This is a genomic window from uncultured Lactobacillus sp. (genome assembly GCF_946477725.1).
Taxonomy (GTDB): Bacteria; Bacillota; Bacilli; order Lactobacillales; family Lactobacillaceae; genus Lactobacillus.
The window spans coordinates 1-19,904 of the sequence record NZ_CAMKZC010000008.1 but is presented as its reverse complement, the minus strand read 5'-3'; the positions used below and the strand labels follow the sequence as shown (position 1 = coordinate 19,904).

The 19,904-nt window shown below is 35.6% G+C and carries 22 protein-coding genes; 4 read left to right on the top strand and 18 right to left on the bottom strand.

Annotated features, from left to right (window positions below; translation table 11 throughout):
- Positions 1 to 9: 9 nt before the first annotated feature.
- From Q0R51_RS04925 to glmS, 3 genes are all read right to left on the bottom strand, one after another.
- Entirely contained in the window at positions 10 to 447 is a 438-nt protein-coding gene (locus tag Q0R51_RS04925) for a CopY/TcrY family copper transport repressor (protein ID WP_294757133.1), read from the bottom strand.
- 24 nt (positions 448 to 471) lie between these two features.
- Entirely contained in the window at positions 472 to 1,287 is an 816-nt protein-coding gene (locus Q0R51_RS04920; RefSeq protein WP_294757132.1) for a Cof-type HAD-IIB family hydrolase, read from the bottom strand.
- A gap of 114 nt (positions 1,288 to 1,401) precedes the next feature.
- Positions 1,402 to 3,213, bottom strand: coding sequence for a glutamine--fructose-6-phosphate transaminase (isomerizing) (glmS, locus tag Q0R51_RS04915; RefSeq protein ID WP_294757131.1), 1,812 nt, complete (start codon positions 3,211 to 3,213; stop codon positions 1,402 to 1,404).
- Between the two features lie 383 nt (positions 3,214 to 3,596).
- On the opposite strand from glmS, the gene Q0R51_RS04910 reads away from it, so the two are divergent.
- Positions 3,597 to 4,610 (top strand): SLAP domain-containing protein, encoded by a 1,014-nt coding sequence (locus Q0R51_RS04910; protein WP_294757129.1) that lies wholly within the window; start codon positions 3,597 to 3,599, stop codon positions 4,608 to 4,610.
- A gap of 115 nt (positions 4,611 to 4,725) precedes the next feature.
- Here the strand turns inward: Q0R51_RS04910 and glmM are convergent, their stop codons facing one another.
- From glmM to murB, 4 genes are read right to left on the bottom strand one after another with little or no spacing between them, the layout of a single operon-like run.
- Positions 4,726 to 6,078 carry a phosphoglucosamine mutase gene (glmM, locus tag Q0R51_RS04905; RefSeq protein ID WP_294757128.1) on the bottom strand — a complete coding sequence of 451 codons (1,353 nt, stop codon included), beginning with the start codon at positions 6,076 to 6,078 and terminating at the stop codon, positions 4,726 to 4,728.
- A gap of 20 nt (positions 6,079 to 6,098) precedes the next feature.
- Positions 6,099 to 7,076 carry a YbbR-like domain-containing protein gene (locus Q0R51_RS04900; RefSeq protein WP_122025884.1) on the bottom strand — a complete coding sequence of 326 codons (978 nt, stop codon included), beginning with the start codon at positions 7,074 to 7,076 and terminating at the stop codon, positions 6,099 to 6,101.
- Positions 7,073 to 7,918, bottom strand: coding sequence for a diadenylate cyclase CdaA (cdaA, locus tag Q0R51_RS04895; RefSeq protein ID WP_046324641.1), 846 nt, complete (start codon positions 7,916 to 7,918; stop codon positions 7,073 to 7,075). Before cdaA ends, Q0R51_RS04900 begins: the two co-directional genes overlap by 4 nt.
- Positions 7,919 to 7,962: 44 nt before the next feature.
- Positions 7,963 to 8,862 (bottom strand): UDP-N-acetylmuramate dehydrogenase, encoded by a 900-nt coding sequence (gene murB / locus Q0R51_RS04890; RefSeq protein ID WP_294757127.1) that lies wholly within the window; start codon positions 8,860 to 8,862, stop codon positions 7,963 to 7,965.
- Between the two features lie 99 nt (positions 8,863 to 8,961).
- Here murB and Q0R51_RS04885 point away from each other — a divergent pair, with 99 nt between their 5' ends.
- Positions 8,962 to 9,495, top strand: coding sequence for a 3'-5' exonuclease (locus tag Q0R51_RS04885; protein WP_110445887.1), 534 nt, complete (start codon positions 8,962 to 8,964; stop codon positions 9,493 to 9,495).
- A gap of 32 nt (positions 9,496 to 9,527) precedes the next feature.
- Here Q0R51_RS04885 and tsaE read toward each other — a convergent pair whose 3' ends face one another.
- From tsaE to Q0R51_RS04870, 3 genes are read right to left on the bottom strand one after another with little or no spacing between them, the layout of a single operon-like run.
- The gene (tsaE, locus tag Q0R51_RS04880; protein WP_122025887.1) at positions 9,528 to 10,001 is read right to left on the bottom strand and encodes a tRNA (adenosine(37)-N6)-threonylcarbamoyltransferase complex ATPase subunit type 1 TsaE; all 474 of its coding nucleotides are present in this window, start codon (positions 9,999 to 10,001) and stop codon (positions 9,528 to 9,530) included.
- A complete protein-coding gene (pta, locus tag Q0R51_RS04875; protein ID WP_294757125.1) occupies positions 9,991 to 10,989 on the bottom strand; it encodes a phosphate acetyltransferase in 999 nt (332 codons plus the stop codon). Before pta ends, tsaE begins: the two co-directional genes overlap by 11 nt.
- Positions 10,990 to 11,000: 11 nt before the next feature.
- A complete protein-coding gene (locus Q0R51_RS04870) occupies positions 11,001 to 11,696 on the bottom strand; it encodes a uracil-DNA glycosylase (protein WP_294757124.1) in 696 nt (231 codons plus the stop codon).
- A 181-nt stretch (positions 11,697 to 11,877) separates the two neighbouring features.
- Between Q0R51_RS04870 and Q0R51_RS04865 the strand changes: the two genes are divergently transcribed.
- Positions 11,878 to 12,753, top strand: coding sequence for a Cof-type HAD-IIB family hydrolase (locus Q0R51_RS04865; RefSeq protein WP_294757123.1), 876 nt, complete (start codon positions 11,878 to 11,880; stop codon positions 12,751 to 12,753).
- 10 nt (positions 12,754 to 12,763) lie between these two features.
- A complete protein-coding gene (locus Q0R51_RS04860; protein ID WP_294603086.1) occupies positions 12,764 to 13,285 on the top strand; it encodes a hypothetical protein in 522 nt (173 codons plus the stop codon).
- Positions 13,286 to 13,355: 70 nt separating this feature from the next.
- Here the strand turns inward: Q0R51_RS04860 and Q0R51_RS04855 are convergent, their stop codons facing one another.
- The 8 genes from Q0R51_RS04855 to pgk all read right to left on the bottom strand — a co-directional run.
- Positions 13,356 to 14,924, bottom strand: coding sequence for an ABC transporter ATP-binding protein (locus Q0R51_RS04855; protein WP_294757121.1), 1,569 nt, complete (start codon positions 14,922 to 14,924; stop codon positions 13,356 to 13,358).
- Between the two features lie 204 nt (positions 14,925 to 15,128).
- Positions 15,129 to 15,521, bottom strand: coding sequence for a MerR family transcriptional regulator (locus Q0R51_RS04850; protein WP_294757120.1), 393 nt, complete (start codon positions 15,519 to 15,521; stop codon positions 15,129 to 15,131).
- A gap of 13 nt (positions 15,522 to 15,534) precedes the next feature.
- A complete protein-coding gene (locus tag Q0R51_RS04845) occupies positions 15,535 to 16,389 on the bottom strand; it encodes an aldo/keto reductase (protein ID WP_294757119.1) in 855 nt (284 codons plus the stop codon).
- A gap of 87 nt (positions 16,390 to 16,476) precedes the next feature.
- The gene (locus Q0R51_RS04840) at positions 16,477 to 17,046 is read right to left on the bottom strand and encodes a GDSL-type esterase/lipase family protein (RefSeq protein WP_294757118.1); all 570 of its coding nucleotides are present in this window, start codon (positions 17,044 to 17,046) and stop codon (positions 16,477 to 16,479) included.
- Positions 17,047 to 17,108: 62 nt separating this feature from the next.
- Positions 17,109 to 17,714 carry a hypothetical protein gene (locus Q0R51_RS04835; RefSeq protein ID WP_294757117.1) on the bottom strand — a complete coding sequence of 202 codons (606 nt, stop codon included), beginning with the start codon at positions 17,712 to 17,714 and terminating at the stop codon, positions 17,109 to 17,111.
- Between the two features lie 140 nt (positions 17,715 to 17,854).
- Positions 17,855 to 18,487, bottom strand: coding sequence for a hypothetical protein (locus Q0R51_RS04830; protein WP_294757116.1), 633 nt, complete (start codon positions 18,485 to 18,487; stop codon positions 17,855 to 17,857).
- Positions 18,488 to 18,623: 136 nt separating this feature from the next.
- Positions 18,624 to 19,379 carry a triose-phosphate isomerase gene (gene tpiA / locus Q0R51_RS04825; RefSeq protein WP_294757114.1) on the bottom strand — a complete coding sequence of 252 codons (756 nt, stop codon included), beginning with the start codon at positions 19,377 to 19,379 and terminating at the stop codon, positions 18,624 to 18,626.
- A 25-nt stretch (positions 19,380 to 19,404) separates the two neighbouring features.
- Positions 19,405 to 19,904: phosphoglycerate kinase (gene pgk / locus Q0R51_RS04820; RefSeq protein ID WP_294757113.1), on the bottom strand; the 500-nt coding region annotated here is incomplete at its 5' end.

The window sequence follows — 19,904 nt, the reverse complement described above, 5'->3', positions numbered from 1 at the left end:
CTGTTTAATCTAACAGACATGTTGACCCGAAGCCAGACAGTTACAATTAACCATTTCAGGAGCATGCTCCTTTTTTAGAGCAAGTTCTTTTTCAATCTGGGTAATATCACCTTGAGAAAGAGGCATATCCTTCAGAATTGCTATCATTACCTGACCTTTATGCATATCACACATGTGGCACATCATTTCATTAGTGACTTGAATCATCATCTCTATCTGCGTAACAGTAGCGGAGTATACAAAACGGCGACCGTCCTTACGGGTTTTTAGCAGACCCTTTTTGACTAAGCGACCCATCAGAGTTTTAATAGTTGACTCAGACCAATCCTTTTTTGCTTGCAGTTGCTGAATTACATCACCAGTGTGAATTTCTCCTAAAGTCCACACTATTCTCATAACTTCCCACTCAGCTTCGGAAATATTATGTTCTTTATTTTTTTCTACCATAATAATCAACCTAGTTTTATTTTACTACAGAACAAACTTTTTTAGTGCTTTGGCAATTCCATCATTGTCATTATCTGCAGTCACATAATCTGCATAGTCTTTGATCATTCCCACAGCATTACCCATGGCTACTTTTTTGAAATCAGGATTAGTAAACATCGAAATATCGTTGCCCTGATCGCCAAAAACCATAACTTGACTTGACTTAATTTTCAGTCTCTCGGCTAATTGCAGGACTGCATTACCCTTAGAAGCATCTTTAATGTTAATTTCAACAATAGAAGAAAAGCTGCGGACAATATCATACTTGGCAAAGGCCCATTGAGGGATATTATTCCACAATTTATCAACTTCACGTTCATCATCAAGAACACTAAGCCCCACTTTATTAAAAGTAAAATCTTGTGGTATCTCTTCTGCTTTCCTAACTTTAATCACATTTTTATTATAGGTAGCATTTCTAGCTAAATTTACTCCTATATCACGATCACATGTCCAGTAACACTCAGGAGTTTCAAAATGAAGGTTGACATGGGCTAATCTTTGCAAGCGACGCATATTAGAGAAATCACGGTAGTTCATTTCTTCATTCATTAAAATATTTCCCGCCAGATCCTGGATTACTGCACCATTGAAAACAATGTCATATTGTCTTGCGCCTTGTAAACCTAATTGTTTATTAAATTCAATTGTACCAGACAATGGTCGACCTGTGGCTAAAACCACCTTAATGCCCTGACTGTCAGCTTGTTTCAGTACCCTTTCAGTTTCCGGTGAAATTTGTTTAGAAGTAGTAAGTAAAGTACCATCTAAATCAACCGCAATCAATTTTATTGCCAAAATAATATCCTCCTACACTTTTTCACTATCTTCTTTATTATACAAAAAGTCGTAATTACTTACGACTTTTTAAAAAAATATTCTCTTTTAAAACAAAACAGAAACTCAAAAAGTTTATTCTACAGTAACGCTTTTCGCCAAATTACGCGGCTTATCAACATCTAGTCCTTTATCTTTAGCTGCAAAATATGCAAATAATTGTGCTGCTACTACACTAACAAGTGGCGAAAGATAATAATTAACTTCAGGTAAAACAATATCATCACTAGGTTTAGCTAATGATTTACGCGCAATAGTAATAACAGTTGCTCCACGTGCAATTACCTCCTGAATGTTTCCCCGCATCAAATCCGCCGTGACAGGGTCATTAATTAAAGCGACTACAGGCGTGCCTTTTTCAATCAATGAAATTGTGCCATGCTTTAATTCTGCTGCCGCAAAACCTTCTGTTTGAATATAAGATACTTCTTTAAGCTTAAGGGCAGCTTCCAAAGCGACCGGATAATCAATACCCCTGCCAATATAAAATGCATTGCGACTAGGTATTAAATCTTTTTGTGCTAGTTGCTCTATTTTGGCTTGACTGGAAATCACTTGTTCTATTCCTTCTGCAGCTAAAGCGAAATTCTTTTTCAAGTCAAAAGCTGCAGCATCTTTAACACCTAATTTTTCTCCTAATGCCTTGGCAACTATAGCTTGAACGGCAACTTGGGCAGTATAAGCTTTAGTTGAAGCTACAGCAATTTCGGGCCCAGCTTCAAGTGACATGGCATAATTAGCTTCGCGCGCCAAAGTAGAATTGGGAACATTCGTCAAAGTTAGACTAGGAATACCACGTTTAATCGCTTGTTGCAAGACAACGCGTGAATCAGCCGTTTCACCTGATTGCGATAAGAAAATAAAGAATGGGTGTTTTGACATCATTGGAAAATGGTAACCTGCTTCAGATGCAAATCCTACTTCAGTTGGAATCTTAGTCAGCTTTTCAAAAAGTTGTTTACCAATTAAGCCCGCATGATAACTGGTACCAGCAGCAAAGATATACAGTCTATCTGTCTGAGATAGAGCATTAATAATTTTAGCATCTACTTTAGGGTCACCATTTTGATCAAGATAATGTTGATCTAAGTGCCGTAAAACACTCGGCTGTTCACAAATTTCTTTAGGCATGTAAAATTCATAAGTACCCTTAGAAGCAGCATTTTCATCAATATTTAACTCATAGTGCTGATGATCAACCTTTTGACCAGCAACAGTTTCAAGCCGATACCCATTTTGCGTAATGTCTCCGACTTCACCATCTTGTAGATCAACGAAAGTTTTGGTTTGATCCAATACTGATAAGGCATCAGATGCGATAACATTAAAGCCATTACCCAGTCCCAGCATCAAAGGAGATTTATTTTTAGCAATAAAAATATGATCTGGATTTTGATTGTCAACTAATAAAAGAGCATATGATCCCTTAATCACTTGTAGAGCCTGCTTTAGAGCCGTAAAGGCATCTTCATTTTTTTCACGAGCAAATTTACTAACTAATTGAACTATTACCTCGGTATCAGTGTCAGACTTAAAGGTAACATCATTTAAGTATTGCTTTTTTATTTCTTGGTAATTTTCAATTACGCCATTATGAACCAGATAAAAGCGTTCAGTTTCATCAAATTGGGGATGAGCATTAGTTTCAGTGGGCTTACCATGTGTTGCCCAACGAGTATGACCAATCCCAATCATACCCTGCTCTTCTGGAGTCATTTTGTTCTTCAAGTCCTCAATACGACCAGCAGTTTTAGTTAAATATTCTTTTCCTGCCAAATCATTGAGGTAAATTCCTGCAGAATCATATCCGCGATATTCAAGCTTAGACAACCCATTTAAAACAATTTCTCTAGCAGACTTTCCAACTATGCCAACAATTCCACACATATTCTTCTCCTTTGGTCTAGTAAAAATAATTAATTTGGATTAATTAGTTAATTCAACTTACGTATGGAATATTAGCCTTTTTTAATAAATTGGTCAAGCAATATTTTAAAAATTGGTCTATACAATAATGTAAAATTACTATTACTAACACAAAAGTTTGCCCAAAATAATTGATGAAAATCTTAAATGGAGGCCAGTTAAACAGTTATACATTTAAATAAGCATATGCTTAAGCTGTTGTGTAAAATGCAAAAGTGATATTTAAGTATTATTCAAAAAAAGCGGGCTTCTTGCTATCTTTTTTGTTTTACGTGAAGTTGCCCATTCTTAATAGACAATTTAATAGCTAGCTATTAGAATTTAAGGATAAAGGGGTAATTACAATGAAAATTAACAAAAAATTGTTTATTAGCTTAGTAGCTGGAATATTGACAATAGCATCAATAGCAGCTACTACGACTAATATTGCTCAAGCTCAAACTACTACGTCAAATGTAAATTCTGAGCAAGGCAAGCTAACCTTAAATCATAAGACTCGTGTTTATAACAAAAAGGGTAAGAAAAAATATTCTTATCTTAAAACGAATGGGCTGCTAAAAAAGGGTGCTTTAGTAAGATACGTTGGCAAAATTAAAGCCTTATCTGATCCAAATACTAAGCGTTATTCGTTTAGTGACGAAGATATGAACTGGTATTATCTACCATATAAGACAATTAAGGGGAAGCAATACTACAATATCGGTCATGGTGGGTATATTAAAGCTGTGAATGTTGACAGTATCAATGGAAATAGACTAGTTACTAATTATGTTACTGTTACAATAGCTTCCTGGCCGTTTTCTTCTGATAAAGATTTTACAAAAGCCAGACTTGTTAATAATAAAGGTGAATTTACCGATAAATATGTTAAAAAAGGAACGAAACTGGTAGTTGATCGTTTTAGTAATAGAGAAGAGTTAGCGGGTACGAATAAAATTGATATGCTTGATAATGGTGTAGTTCTAGAAGTATACCGCATAAAAAACAATAAAAACTTGTTTGTTTTAAGAGACGACCTTAAAACACCGCCTCGTCAAAGGCTAATACCGTATACCAATATTATGACTGTAAAATTTGTGAATGACGCATATCTTTATAATACAAAAGGAGAATTGGGAGACGAATCAAGATTTAGACCTGGTGATACGGTTTCGGTTACAAGTTTAAGATATATATGGGTTCCAGAAGATAAAAAAGCAGAGCTGTTTTATGAAGTTTTAGATTCACCTTCATCAGTGTTAAACTGTAATTTTGTAAAGGTTTCTACTGCTAAATATATTTTTGGTAAACATTTAAAGCCAGTGAATACAGCAGCTGATGTCACGTCAGCCAACACAGAAAAAGATGTAAAAGAATAATACAAATATTTTTGAGTAAAGTTTGTATAATAAGACCCCAAAATTGAAGTCAATTTTGGGGTCTTATTATTATTTACCTGCTTTTTAGCTCAAAAATGCAATGGGTTTATTTTACTTACACGCCCATTTCCTTTTCAACTACATCAGTTATTCTCTTCACATAGGCATCAGTTTCCTCTTGGGTTGGTCCTTCAGCCATTACACGCAAAAGTGACTGTGTTCCGGAAGGTCGCACTAATACTCTACCATCGTCACCCATATCGTTTTCAACCTCTTTTATTACATCTAAAATAGGTTGATGTTCTTTCCAGGAGTTCTTATCTTTTACCGGAACATTTACCAGACACTGTGGATATTCTTTAAAATCAGTTAGTAACTCAGTTAGAGTTTTGCCAGTTCTTTTCATCACTAACATCAAATGTAAACCTGTTAGCATTCCGTCACCGGTATTATGATAATCACTCATAATCACGTGACCCGATTGTTCTCCACCTAAATTATAGCCATGCGCACGCATTTCTTCTGAAACATAGCGGTCGCCTACCTGAGTCCGGACATTTTTAATGCCACGCCTTTGCAAAGCTTTAGTGAATCCCAGATTACTCATTACAGTGGTAACGATTGTATCTTTTTTCAAACGACCACCATCTTCCATATAGCTGCCAAGTATATACATAATGTGGTCGCCATCAACTTCATGACCATTTTCATCGACAGCGATACAACGATCAGCATCACCGTCAAATGCAAGACCAAGTTGTGCACCCTGTTTCACTACTTCTTCCTGCAGTTTTTCAGTATGAGTGGCTCCAACGTGATCATTAATGTTAAGGCCATCGGGATGAATAGCAATAGTAGTGAAGTCAACACCACAATCAGCAAATAACCGTGAAATTAGGCTGCTGGCCGCACCATTAGCACCATCAATCACAACCTTAATGCCACTAAGGTCTTCGGGAATAGTATTTTCAATAAACTGTAAATATTTGGCACTACCTTCATGAAAATCGGTAACAGAACCCAATCCTTTGGCAGAAGGTCGAGGTAAACTATCTTCAGGGGCATCAATCAATTTTTCAATTTCGCCTTCCATTTCGTCAGACAATTTCAAACCATCGCTGCCAAAGAACTTAATACCATTGTCTTCCACAGGATTATGGGAAGCAGAAATTTGAACACCTGCATCAGCGCCTTGAGCACGAACTAGGTACGATAATCCCGGTGTAGTAATTACACCTACCTCCAAGACCTCAATTCCAACAGAAAGAAGTCCAGCTATCAAAGCATATTCTAACATCTGGCCAGAAATCCTGGTATCACGAGAAACCAAAACTTTGGCCTGTTCTTCTTTAGACTTGTTTTTAGTTAAGACGTAACCACCGTCTCGCCCTAGTTTAAATGCCAATTCAGGAGATAAATCTTGATTAGCTACCCCACGTACACCATCAGTGCCAAAATATTTTAACATTACTAAACAACCTTTCTTATTTATTTATCAACATTTTGTGTGTCTTTTGTATTTTCTACCTTTATATCAACATTGATTTGCCTTGGATTCGATTTAACTACACCGTCAGGTAAATTGAAAGTAATAGTTTTGGTAGCAGAAACATTAACAGAACCTAAATCAACCGGAACTTTCAAGTGCTTAACTTTAGCCAGAGCATCTTCATTGCCATATAAAGTTACATATTTGGTTTTAGCAGTCAGTGAATAAATTTTATTTGTTTTTTCATGTTCAGGCTCAAGCTGAACTTTTACTACCTTTTTTGCCGTTGTAATAGGTATTGTTACTTTAGCAGTTGCAGGATCAATTATTACATTCAACTGTCTGCCCTTATTATCTACTGCAATCAGGTTTACCTGGCGCTCATAAGTGTGATCAATACCATTAGGTAAAACCACCCTGGCAACAATCTGATCGATTTGATCAACTTCTGAGCGAGCCCCAGTTACCTCCACCTGTTGTGGATAAACACTGGAATGACCTCTCTGATAACCAGGGGCTACAGCACCCTTATTATACTCTATTTGTACAGGCATTGTAGTTGACTTACGTCGCTGAATGTCAACAGTAATATTTCGCGGCTTGACTGAATAAGAAATTTGCTTATTAATGCCATTAATATGAATTTTGACATTATGCTTACCAATGCTTTTTTTCGTCAAGTCAATGTAAGCTCTAAAATTTTGGGTATTGATCGTAGAAGTAACAAGTGCCGTAGACCCTTCCAAAGTAACACTAACTCTTTCGGGATAGCCTACAACGTAATACTTATCCGTATCAACTGAAACCTGCAAAGGTACTTTGATAGTTTCAGTCTTATTAGCAGTTTGCTTTGTCTTTTCAGTTTGTCCCTGAGATAAAAATCCTTCTTGGGTAGAATTGACATAAATAACTAATAAAACTGCAATTAAAAGGGAAACCAGCCTGATAAACCAAGATTTTTTCCAAAACTCTTTCATCGGTCAGCACCCCATTTCCATATTTTACGGATAATTTTTTGATACCATTTATCATTATCATTTTTCTTTGGTACCAATTCAGCAGTAAGATATTTTAGATATTCATCCCGAGTCATATCGACCATAAAGCGACCGTTACGGGTAATTGTTACCCCACCTGTTTCCTCCGACACAACGACGGTAATTGCATCTGTTACTTCGGAAATACCAACAGCAGCTCGGTGACGAGTTCCCAACCTTTTAGGAATCATACTATTATCAGATAATGGTAAATAAGCTGCTGCCACTGCAATTTTGTGATCCTTGTTAATAATCACGGCACCATCGTGTAATGGAGTATTAGGAATAAAAATGTTAATTAATAATTCTCCTGTAACATCGGCGTTAAGCTTGATCCCAGTTTCAATATAATCTTCCAGGCCAGTTTCTTGCTGGATAGTAATGAGTGCCCCAATTCTTCTTTTTGACATATATTGAATAGCTTTGTCAATTTCATTAATAAACTTAATTGATTCGCTTCGAGCACTGTCCTCGCGACCGCCAAAAATTGGCAGGCGTCCTAAATGTTCAAGACCACGTCTAATTTCTGGTTGAAAAATCACAATAATTCCAACTACAGACCAAGAAACAATTTGGTCAATCAGCCAAGTCGTGGTATGTAGTTGCAGTATCCCTGCAATAATACGCACGATAAAAATCAGCACAATTCCCTTCGCTAGTTGAACAGCCTTAGTTCCCCTGATTAAAATAACTAAGTGATAAACTACAAACCAGATAATCAGGACATCAAGAATCGTAGATAAGTTGCCCCAAGTAAAAATATGTGCTCCGCTAGTTTGCATAAATACTCCTTTCTCTAATGTGTGAACATAATAATTGTAGCAGTTTATTCATCAGGTTCGCCAATTATTCTAACTTCAGTTTGTAAATCCAAACCAAATTGAGACTTAATTTTTGCCTGTATCAGATGAATTAAATTGAGGTAATCAGTCGCAGTAGCATTACCCTTATTTACAATAAATCCGGCGTGCTTGGTGGAATCTTGAGCGCCACCAATTTGCTTACCTTGTAATCCTGCCTTAATAATCATTGGACCAACATAGTGACCGGCCGGTCGTTTAAAAACACTGCCACATGAGGGGTATTCAAGCGGCTGTTTATACTTACGCAAAGCATTAAGATAATTCATTTCTGCTAAAATACGACTTTTGGCAGATCTTTTTAATGCAAAAACAGCCTCTATAACGATATCACCATTATCCTGGACTAATGAATGTCTATAAGAAAAATTCATTTCAGACAAAGAATATTGCTTTATTTTTCCCTTCCGCGTCATCACCTTGACACTTTGAATAACGTTACTAGTTTCACCTCCATAAGCACCAGCGTTCATGAAAACTGCACCACCAACACTTCCTGGTATCCCAGCTGCGAATTCTAACCCACTTAGGCCATGATGTGCAGCTGTAAAAGCCGTATCCACAATAGTCGCTCCTGATTGAGCAACAACTTGATTACCTTCAACCTTAATTTGGTTCATCGCGGTTAATATTAAAACCAGACCTGAAATACCACCATCACGTATAATTAGGTTAGAAGCATTGCCTATTACAGTTAAGGGAATCTGGTTATCATAAGCAGCAAGGACTAAATCTCTTAATTCACTTTCACTGTGAGGAAAAGCAAGTAATTCAGCTGGACCTCCTGTTTTCGTAAATGTGTATTTACTAAGTGGAACCTGTTTTTTTATTTCTAAACCTTTTTCGGTTAAATCTGATAACTTCAAAACCAAAATCCCCTTTTATCTAATCTTTTTCTATTTTACCTCATTCAGTTAAGAGCTTCATCATATGTTATACTAAAATTAAAATTTAAAGGAGATAACATGAATTTTATTGCGATGGATTTCGAAACAGCCAACAGACATCCTGAAAGTGCCTGCTCTTTGGCCTTGGTAATGGTTCGCAACAACCAAATTGTAGATCGCTTTTATACGGTCATTAATCCGCAAATGCCTTTTGATGCACGCAATATTCAAATCCACGATATCACTGCAGAAGACGTTAAGGATGCCCCGACTATGGCTGAAGTCTGGCCTAAAATTAAGGCACTTTATCAGCCTGGGATGTTGGTTACAGCTCATAATGCCCGTTTTGATACTAATGTAATGCGACAAAGCTTAGCTCGCTATGATATTCCTGAACCGCATTATTTCGTCATCGATACCTTGCAGACCAGCAAATTATTTGAACCCCAGCTGCCTAATCACAAACTGGATACAGTTTCTAAAGCTCTTAACGTGGAATTATGGCATCATCATAATGCTCTCAGTGATAGTGAAGCCTGCGCAGGAATTTTGATAGCACAAAATGAAAAATATGGAGACGAAGCTCTTAAAGGTTTGGTCTACCAAATATAAGCAAAAAAAGCAGGGTTTAAAAACCCTACTTTTTAAGTTAGAAGCCGCAAAATATTTTTGACCCATTGTTTATATCTTTCACCCTTTGCCTCAAATTCAACTACTCGTTTAGTTGAAGACCAGCTATCATCTACTCTTTTAATGGTCAGTTGTAAAAATTGCTCAGGAAGTTCTTTTTGAATTACGTCTGGCCATTCAATTACCACTATTCCCGGTTCAGACAAATAGTTAGTCAAATCGATGGAAGATAAATCATCATTTTCTAAGCGATAAAAATCCATATGAAATAATGGCAGTTTGGCTTCAGGATATTCTCTCACAATAGTAAACGTGGGACTTTTTACTGGTCGTTTAATTCCCAGTGCCCTGCCAATTCCCTGAGTTAAAGTCGTTTTACCAGCACCGAGATCGCCATTTAACAGTAATAAGTCATGTGCCTGGGCAGTCTGAGCAATAGCTGCACCAAGTTCCTGCATTTTCTGAGCAGAATCAATACTAAGCTTCATTGTTCTCATCCCTTAATAACGCCTGTGCAGCAGTTAAAATCGCAATATTATAGACATCCTGTGTACTGGCACCGCGTGACAAGTCGTTAACAGGTTTTTGTAATCCCTGCAAAATAGGACCAATAGCTGCAAAATTCCCCAAACGCTGAGCAATTTTATAAGAAATATTGCCAGATTGCAGTTCAGGAAATATGAAGATATTTGCTTGGCCCTTTATTGCGGAAGCAGGAGCCTTTTTAGCCGCCACAGCTGGCACAAAAGCGGCATCAAATTGCAGTTCACCATCTGCTGAAATTTCAGGGTGCTCTTTATGAAAAATTTCAGCTGCTTCCTTAACTTTAGTAACCATATCGCCTTTAGCTGAGCCTTTAGTTGAAAAACTCAAAAATGCAACTTTAGGATTAATATCAATCATTTTGGCAGTTTGAACGGATTGATAGGCAATTTCAGCTAATGTTTCACTATCTGGCTCTAAATTGATAGCACAGTCTGCAAAAATATATTTCTCATCTTGGCGTTCCATAATGAAACTGCCAGAAACGCGTTTCATCCCTTCAGCGGTATGAATCAACTGTAGAGCAGGTCTAACTGTTTCAGCGGTTGAATGAGTCGCTCCAGATACCATGCCAGCAGCAAGACCCATTTCCACCAACATAGTACCAAAATAATTGGGCTCATTTAATATTTCAGCAATATCAGCCTGCGGGACATTTTTTCTACGTGCCTTTATAAAACTCTGGACCATCGCTTTTTTGCTTTTATAGTGAATCGGATCAACTATTGCTAATTCGTTAAAAGCTAAATTGTTTTTGCGGATTGTATTAGTTATTACTCCGGCATTACCTAATAAAATAGGTTTAATAATATTTGCCAGGGATAACTGACTGGCTGCATTTAAAATACGTAAGTCGTTTCCTTCTGGAAAAACTATTTGATATACTTTTTTCGAATTTTGCACCTTATTTTTTAATAGATCAAAAACGCTCATTTATCTCCTACCTATGCTAAATCTGCTTGTGTAATTTTTGCCGGTAATTGCCAATCAATTGGGGTTTCTTCGAAATTTTTCAGCGCTTCATTGCAACGCGAAAACGGTCTTGAACCAAAGAATCCCCTATCAGCTGAATATGGACTTGGATGAGCTGATTTAATCACAAAATTTTTGTCTTGGTCAATTAAAACGATTTTGTTTTGAGCAAAGCGCCCCCATAAAATAAAGACTACTTTACCACGATCACTCAAAGCTTTGATAGCGGCGTCGGTCACGGCTTCCCAGCCCTTTCCCTGATGACCGTTAGCATGACCGTAAGGAACTGTCAAAACAGCATTTAACAATAATACTCCCTGATCTGCCCATTTTTTTAAGTAGCCGTGATTAACTGGACGACAACCAACATCGTCGTATAATTCTTTATAAATATTTTGAAGAGAAGGAGGCAATTTCACTCCCGGATTAACCGAAAAACTCATTCCAGTTGCCTGACCAGGATTATGATATGGATCTTGTCCTAAAATCACAACTTTCGTATTTGCAAACGAGGTAAGTTTGAAAGCAGTAAAAATATGATACATATCAGGATAAATTTTCTTTGTAGCATATTCTGTTTTTAAAAATTCACGTAATTGCTGATATTCTTTGCTTGCGAAAACGGGAGCTAATATTTCATCCCAGTCGTTACCAATAAACTTTTTCATTACTTCAACAGGCCTCTCTTTCACTAACTTTTATGGTATCATGAAATTAATTATCGATGTGGTGAAATTTAATACATTTTAGCTCTTTTTATTATCTAAAATTATAAAAGTAAGAATTTCTTCATATATGGTAATATGGTAGATAAAGAAATGATCTGTAACTAGGAGGAGTTAATTATCTGTGATTAAATTAGTAGCTTGTGATTTAGACGGAACCCTTTTTAACAGCGATATGAGAATTTCAGACGAAAACGTGTCTGCAATTCGGGCAGCACAAAGAAATGGAATTGAATTTTTAGTAGCTACAGGGCGTGCACCACGGCAATCACGGAAAACTATTAGAGATTATGGCTTAAAAACGGGTTTTATTAATATCAATGGTGCCTTAGTATATGATGAAAATGATAATTTGCAGATTAAGCATAAATTGCCTAATGAGAAAGCACGTGTAATCGCAAATATTCTTGAACAAAACAATATTTATTTTGAATTAGTTACCGCCGAGCAAATATATTCAAGTGATATCAGTAAACGTGTAGTCAACTTGGCTCGTGCACTAATGACTCTGAACCCAGGAGTAACTTTTAAAAAAGCAGTTGCAACTGCGGCTGGTAGTAACGCCATGTTTAGTATGACTTTGGAAAAAGACTTTGATAAGTTATTAACTAACCCCAAAACCGAAATTATGAAAATAATTGCTTTTGATCCACATGGACCTGCTGCTTTTACCAAAGTTAAAAAAGAAATCAAGGATGTAGACGGTGTTGTTGTAACATCAAGCTCTGCAGCTAACATTGAGATTAACGATATTAAAGCACAGAAAGGCCCTGCTCTTTTAGATTATGCCAGAAAAAAAGGTATCAAAACAGAGGAAGTAGCCGCAATCGGGGATAATCTCAATGATGCCAGTATGATTAGGGATGCAGGTGTTGGAGTAGCAATGGCAAATGCAGTACCCGCTATTAAGAAATTGGCGCAAGTCAGAACTAAATCAAACAATGATAATGGAGTTGCTTATATTTTAAGGAAATTTATTAAAAATAACGCAAAAGAATAGAGGTGCTTAAATGCGCTACTTATTGGAATTAACTCAAAAGCAGGAATATGGTCAAATACCTGTCGCAAATGAAAAAGACAAAATTGAATATATTATTCAAGGTAATTTAGATAATCCCAATCATACACTGTACTTAAAAAAGTTTACTGGCAAAGAAATAGGAAGGCTGTACACTGATGGTAATGGCATCATCTCTTCTTACACCATTGATGTGGTTAATCACTCTTTGGTTAAAGTTAAAAGGTTAAACAATAAGATAGCTAACCTTTTCTATGTTACTCGCTTAAACTACATAGTTACTGGCAGCATTAAAAAAGGAAGCTATAAATTTCTTTTTGGTGTCAAAAAAGTTGCCACAGTTAGGACTGTTGTTCGCAGTGAGGGTGTCGTTTTAATTTGTGATATTGATCGTCCTGAAGATGTACCCTTTATCTTATTGTGTGCCACACTTTTTACTCAATGGCATACCACCCCGTTACGACTGCCAACTTTTCCACCCGTTGGTCGTAAATATAATGTTAATTTTAATTAAAAAGGCGCTACTTGCATGATAGCTTAGCTAAACTGCTAGTAACGCTTTTTTTAGGCTAGTTTACAAAATATTATTTTAATACCAAATTTTTGAAGGAAAAGTTAGCAACTTCTGCACTTCGATGTGAAACAACAATTACGCTTTTCACCCTATTTAATAATTTTTGCAATAAATCTTGTGCTGTTTTCAGGTCAATACTGGAAAAGCTCTCATCCAGTAAAATTAATTTACCCTTAGTATCGATTAGTCTAGCTAACGCAATACGTTGAGTTTGACCGCCAGATAAGGAATTATAATGCCAATTTTCATTAACTTCAAAATCTTGTTTTACCCTATCTAGACTTGCTTTATTATAGTTTCGTCCCAGCAAGATATTATAATTAATACTGCGAGGAAACACTGTCACTGTCTGGGGCAGATAGATAATTATTGAGTTTATTACGTTACGGGGTATAACAGTAATATTGATCCCATTTAGTAAAATTTCGCCTTTAGTAGGAGTAAGTTGACCCGTTGCCAATTTAAGTAACGTGGATTTACCCCGGCCAGAAATCCCATTTAATTTATAAAAATCACCTTTTTTAAAGACATAAGAAAAATTATGCAGAATTTTTTCTTTTGCATTAGGATATGAAAAGGTGACATTTTTAAATTCCAGTGACTGAAACTCCATTGAAAAATTAGTTTTAACAAAATTGCCATTTTCACTTTCCTCTTGTCCTTTCAGCTCATTAAATTTAGCAAAAATACTGGAAGTAGAAAGCAATTGTGCAAAGTAACGATTAATAATTCCGGCAGAGTCAAAAACCTTAGTAGCTAATTCAGCAGTGGACAAAATAGCACCTGCACTAATTTTTCCTTGAAAATGAAGAAGTCCTGTAATACCTAGAATAAGAAGTTGACTACCAATATTGATTACACCTGTAATAATATCCACAGCGGAACGTCTGACAGTGTTATGTACATTTGCCTGCTTTAAACTTTGTGATCCCGTCGCGACTAACTTCTTGATTTCACCCAAAGCGTTAAAAGCATATAGAGTATCATAGCCGTGTAAACCGCTACTAGTAAATTTTAAAAAATTTTCGTTAGCCTGAGAAATTTTAGTAACCCCTGCTGTCAGAAATCTTTTGCAGAAACGCGGGACTAATATAATCACTAAAACTAATAAAATAGCTGCAAGAAATAGAATATTGCTATAAAGGTATAAAGCTATTAACGCAAAAATTGCATTACCACTAAAACGTACTATTAGAAAAAAGGTATTCAGACCTTCTTTTTGAATTAAATTGACATCATTTTGCAGGTAAGACTCATAATAATCCACTGGATTTTGTTTAAATTCATTTTGAGAAAGTTTAATTAGACTAGTAACAATGTCATTGCGAATATTGCTAAGAATATCTTGTATAACTGTTTCTTGAATATAACTTTCTAGAAAAGAAATAAGAAACGTGAGAAACCAAAGTAAAAAGATCACTACCAACATGCTAACAAAAGGCCTAATTTTGCCGGCAATTAAATAATTTGCCAGTACGGCCATTTTGGTAGCAGCCAAAACTTGCAATACAGAATTTACTAAAAGTAATAGACAAGATGTTATAACTGCAAATGCATGTTTTTTGAGATAATGATACATTTTGGCCCTCCTTTATTAGTTCACATGGCAGTAAAATAATTTCAGCAAAAGATTTAATTATTTTTTAATTTATTAGTAATATTAACAAATTAAATTATGCTAAACAAGATATAATTGTAATTGTTCCAAATTTAACTTCTAACCAATAACAAAAACACTCCTAAAATTACTAATTAGTTTTAAGAGCGTTTATCGTGGCAAGGCTTAAATGCGTTTTTCATATGCCAGTTTTTCTTTTTCAAAACTTAACAATTGATCATCAAAATGATCAATTTTATAATCAATATAATTAACTGTTTTTTTAATATTTATAATTTCCTTATTCAGCTGGCTTCGCTGCACAATTAGCAAATGCTTCCGTATTTCTGCAGTTGAAGAGTATTTCATATATAAATTGACAAACTTTTTTAATTTTTTGATAGACATACCTGCTTTACGTAAAACCATAATGTAAAAAACCCAGTTTTGTTCTTTTGTGTCATACACGCGATAGCCATTTTTGTCTCTTTTAACAGTAGGTATCAGCTTTTCTTTTTCCCAGTAACGTAAGGTATCTTTAGATAAGCTAAATTTTTTACTGATTTCGTTTATTGTCAAAATTCGTTTTCCTTTAATCTACGTTTCTAATTAAATCATGAATATTTTTCACAGATGCTGGATCACGATGATCAAAAAACTGACTTTCATTTTTATCCAGATTTTTTATTTGTGCCATTTCTACTTGATTTAATTCAAAGTCAAAAATTTTACTGTTTTCTACCAAGCGATCGTGATGAATTGATTTTGGAATGACTACTATTCCTCTTTGAACTAACCAGCGTAAGATAACTTGACCAGTTGTTTTATGATGATCTGCAGCTATTTGCCTAATTAGTGAATTAGTAAACATATGATGCTTTCCTTCCGCGAAAGGTGCCCAAGCTTCGGGTTGAATTTTATTTTTTTGGAGGAAAGAAACTTCTTTTGCTTCTTGCATCCAAGGATTAATTTCAATTTGGTCAACAACAGGACGGATATCATTATACAAACTTAAATCGAGAACACGGTCTGGTGAAAAATTAGAAACTCCAATTGCTCTGATAATTCCGGCCTTATATGCTTCTTCCATTGCACGCCAGGAACCATAAACATCACCATAAGGTTGGTGTATTAGATACAGATCTAAATAATCAAGCTGTAATTTTCTTAGAGAATTGGTAATTGCCCGTTTGGTTGCCTCATAACCTGTATCAGATACCCACAATTTAGTGGTGATAAACAAATCGGTTCTATCAACTCCACTGTTTTTAATGGCCTTTCCTACAGCCTCTTCATTACCATATGATGAAGCTGTGTCAATTAGACGATATCCTATTCGGATTGCATCCTCAACTACATTTTCAGCCATAGTCAGGTCAGTTATTTGAAAAACGCCTATACCTAGAGTAGGCATTGATATACCATTATTTAGTGTTGTTTCTATCATTTTGGTACTCCTTTATCATTTTGAAATAAAGTGTATACCTTAGAGTTAGCTCCATAGCAAGGATTTTTCTAATACTGAGCTTGATTCCTATTCTTGCAGTTTTTTAACTATTAAATTTGCTAATAGGTTATATCCTTCTTTTCCAAAATGTAAGCCGTCATCCAATTGCCCTTTACAGAGTGTTGTCAAATTGCCATGATCAATCATAGCTTGGAATAGATTAATAAAATTTAAATTGTAGGTTTCTGCTAACTTAATCAGCTCAGCAGTATAAACAGCAATTTCACGGTTGGTCCGCTTATTTTGCCTATTTTGATCAACAGCAGGAGGGGAAATTAAAATTACATTTTGAGGATAATATAAACAAATTATGCTAGATATAATGAGAGCCATGTTTCTCTTGAATTGAGCGATAGGTACCCGCTTGTGTTTTGCTATATCGTTTGTTCCCAAAAGCAATACCAACTTATCGCAGCGTTCAACTTTTAGGACCAAATCTGGCAATAATGCATAAAAAGCTCCCGAATTTACTCCGGAAACTGCAGTATTGGCAATCTCAATATCAGGTATTTTTGCTTTTATTGCATTATTAATACGAGGTGATTTTAAACCTTCTTTACGGGCAATAATGCTATCTCCTGTTAATAGTAGTTTCACTTTTTCTCCTTTTTAAAACTAAAAACTGTAATCACAATTAGTTGAGACTACAGTTTCAATAATTAACGTGGATTAACTTTACTATATTTCACATTTTTAAATTCATAAGCACTATATTTATCAGTTAAAGATTTTGTTTTAAAAAATTGGTTAGTTACTAAACCATCTTCTGGATTACTTTGAAATAAAACTTTATGTTTTTTACCAGCTATTTTTTCAGTCTTAACTGTGAAAGCATTTCCGTTTTTAGTTGTCTTTTCCTGTACCGGACTTAGTATGATCCACTTACTCCCATGCATTTTTTTACTAGATACTCGTAAATATTTTGCTAAAATGCTCTGATTTTCCTCTTGCCAAGCTGAAGGCATTTCCCAAGGATATTTCTTTGTGCCTTTGACCATTCCGACTTTTATTACTTTAAAATAATCATTAGTTAGAGGCATATTGATCGCAGACGCATGAATACTCATTGGATTGGGGGTAAAATTGTTATTGCTATACCATTTGCCACGCCAAGTTTTGGGAAATCTAAATTGTTTTGCAAAACCATATTTGTTTTTCTGGGTTTGCGCAGCCTGCACGGTTTTTGGTTGAACACTTGCAAGTGGCACTGTCATAGGTATAGCTAAGCCTGCTAATGCAAATATAGTAATAAATTTTTTAGCCATGTTTCTCTCCTGTAAAACAATATTGTGTTTTTATTTATAGTAATAATTATAAACTGGTTGGTTGTATAAAGTAATTCAATTTATTAAAAAAACTAATTCCTTAATTGAGAATTAGTTTTAAAATCTGATATTTACTTTACTTAATACTGGTTAAATGAAGGGGCATAAGTTTCACCCTTAAAATTATAGTGTTGATATTTTTGCGCTAATTTTGGTGAACGGAAGAACTGGTCAACGATTTCACCGGTTTTGGGATTAGCTTCAAATATTACTTTTTGAGTTTTACCAGCAACTTTTTCATTCCTTAATCTAAAAGCGAAGCCAATTTCAATATTGTTTTCATCTATTGGACTAAAGACAAGCCATTTTTTGTTGCTAATCTTATTAGTGGTTAATCTACCTAAATGTTTAAAAATTTTATCATGCTTGGTAAACCAACTTTGCGGCATTTGCCACAAGTATTTATTAGTACCTTTTACTTTACCTGCAGATACCAATTCGACATATTCTCCGGTCCAAGGCGTATTGAAACCATTCTTTTTAATGGTCATTTTGCTTAATTTATCATGAGTATTACTATACCATTTGCCACGCCACGATTTAGGAAACTTAAAGTCTCTCTTAAAACCATATTTTGTTTTATTAGTAGTAATTTTGGCATTTTTTGAAGTACTTGCCGCCCGAATCAAATTCGTCTGATTAACACTAATTCCACTTGCTGCAGCTAAGGCAGCCACAACAACTGACCAAGTAATTGTTTTACGTAATTTCATAGTCTTTACCTCCCATATTGGAATTATTTCATCCTATTATGGACACGCACTATGATAAAAGCAAGCGATAGTGGAAATATTAAACAAAAAAAGTCTCTGAAAAATCAGAGACTCTTTTATTATATACAGTTAAAAATTAATCTTGGTAATTTACTAATTCTAAGAATGAATCAGGTTTAAGTGAAGCACCACCGACTAAACCACCATCAATATCAGGTTTAGCCATTAATTCCTTAACATTACCTGGATTTACTGAACCACCATATTGAATTCTAACATTCTCAGCAGTTTTTTCGTTGTACAGATCTTTAACAGTATCACGAATAGTCTTGCACATTTCTTCAGCTTGGTCAGAACTGGCAGTCTTACCGGTACCAATAGCCCAGATAGGTTCATAAGCAATAACTAAACTTGAAACTTGATCAGCTGACAAACCAGCAAGTGCAGCCTTAATTTGACTAACTACCCAATCTTCTTGCTTGTTAGCTTCACGTGTTTCAAGTGATTCACCACAGCAAATAATTGGAGTAACGCCATTAGCAAATAAAGCTTTAGCTTTCTTGTTAATGTCTTCGTCTGTTTCGTGGAAGTAACCGCGACGTTCGGAGTGACCAATAATACAATAGTTCATGCCCATTTCTTTTAAAACTTTAGGTGAAGTTTCACCAGTGAAGGCACCTTCATCTTCAAAATAAGCATTTTCTGCACCGACGCGCAGGTTTGTGCCAGCAGCTGCGTTCGCTAAACTTTCAAGATCGACGGCAGGAGCACAAATTAGTGCTTCAACCTTACTTGCTTCTGGCAATTTATCCTTTACAGCAGCAACAAATTCAGTTGTTTGCTTAGGATTCATATGTAATTTCCAGTTACCAGCAATAATTGGTGTACGCATGTAAATAATGTCCTTTCCTTAAAGTTTACTTGTCTGAAATGCAGGCAATTCCTGGTAATTCCTTACCTTCAAGATATTGCAAAGAAGCACCACCACCAGTTGAAATGTGGGTGATCTTTGGAGCGATACCAAGTTGTTTAGCGGCTGCAGTTGAGTCACCACCACCGATAATAGTAGTAGCATCAGTTAAATCAGCAAGAGCCTTACCAACTTCTAGAGTACCTTCAGCAAAGTTAGACATTTCAAAGGCACCCATTGGTCCATTCCAAACAACAGTCTTGGCATCTTTTAAAACATCCTTGAACTTGGCAACAGTCTTAGGACCGATATCAAGACCCATCATGTTTTCTGGAATGTCATCGCCCACAACTTTACGGGCAGCATCGTTTGAAAACTCTGTTGCTGCAACGTTATCAACAGGTAATACAATCTTGCCATCAGCGTCTTTTAACAATTTTTTAGCAAGGTCAACTTTATCTGGTTCAAACAAAGATTTACCAATTTCATGGCCTTGAGCTGCTAAGA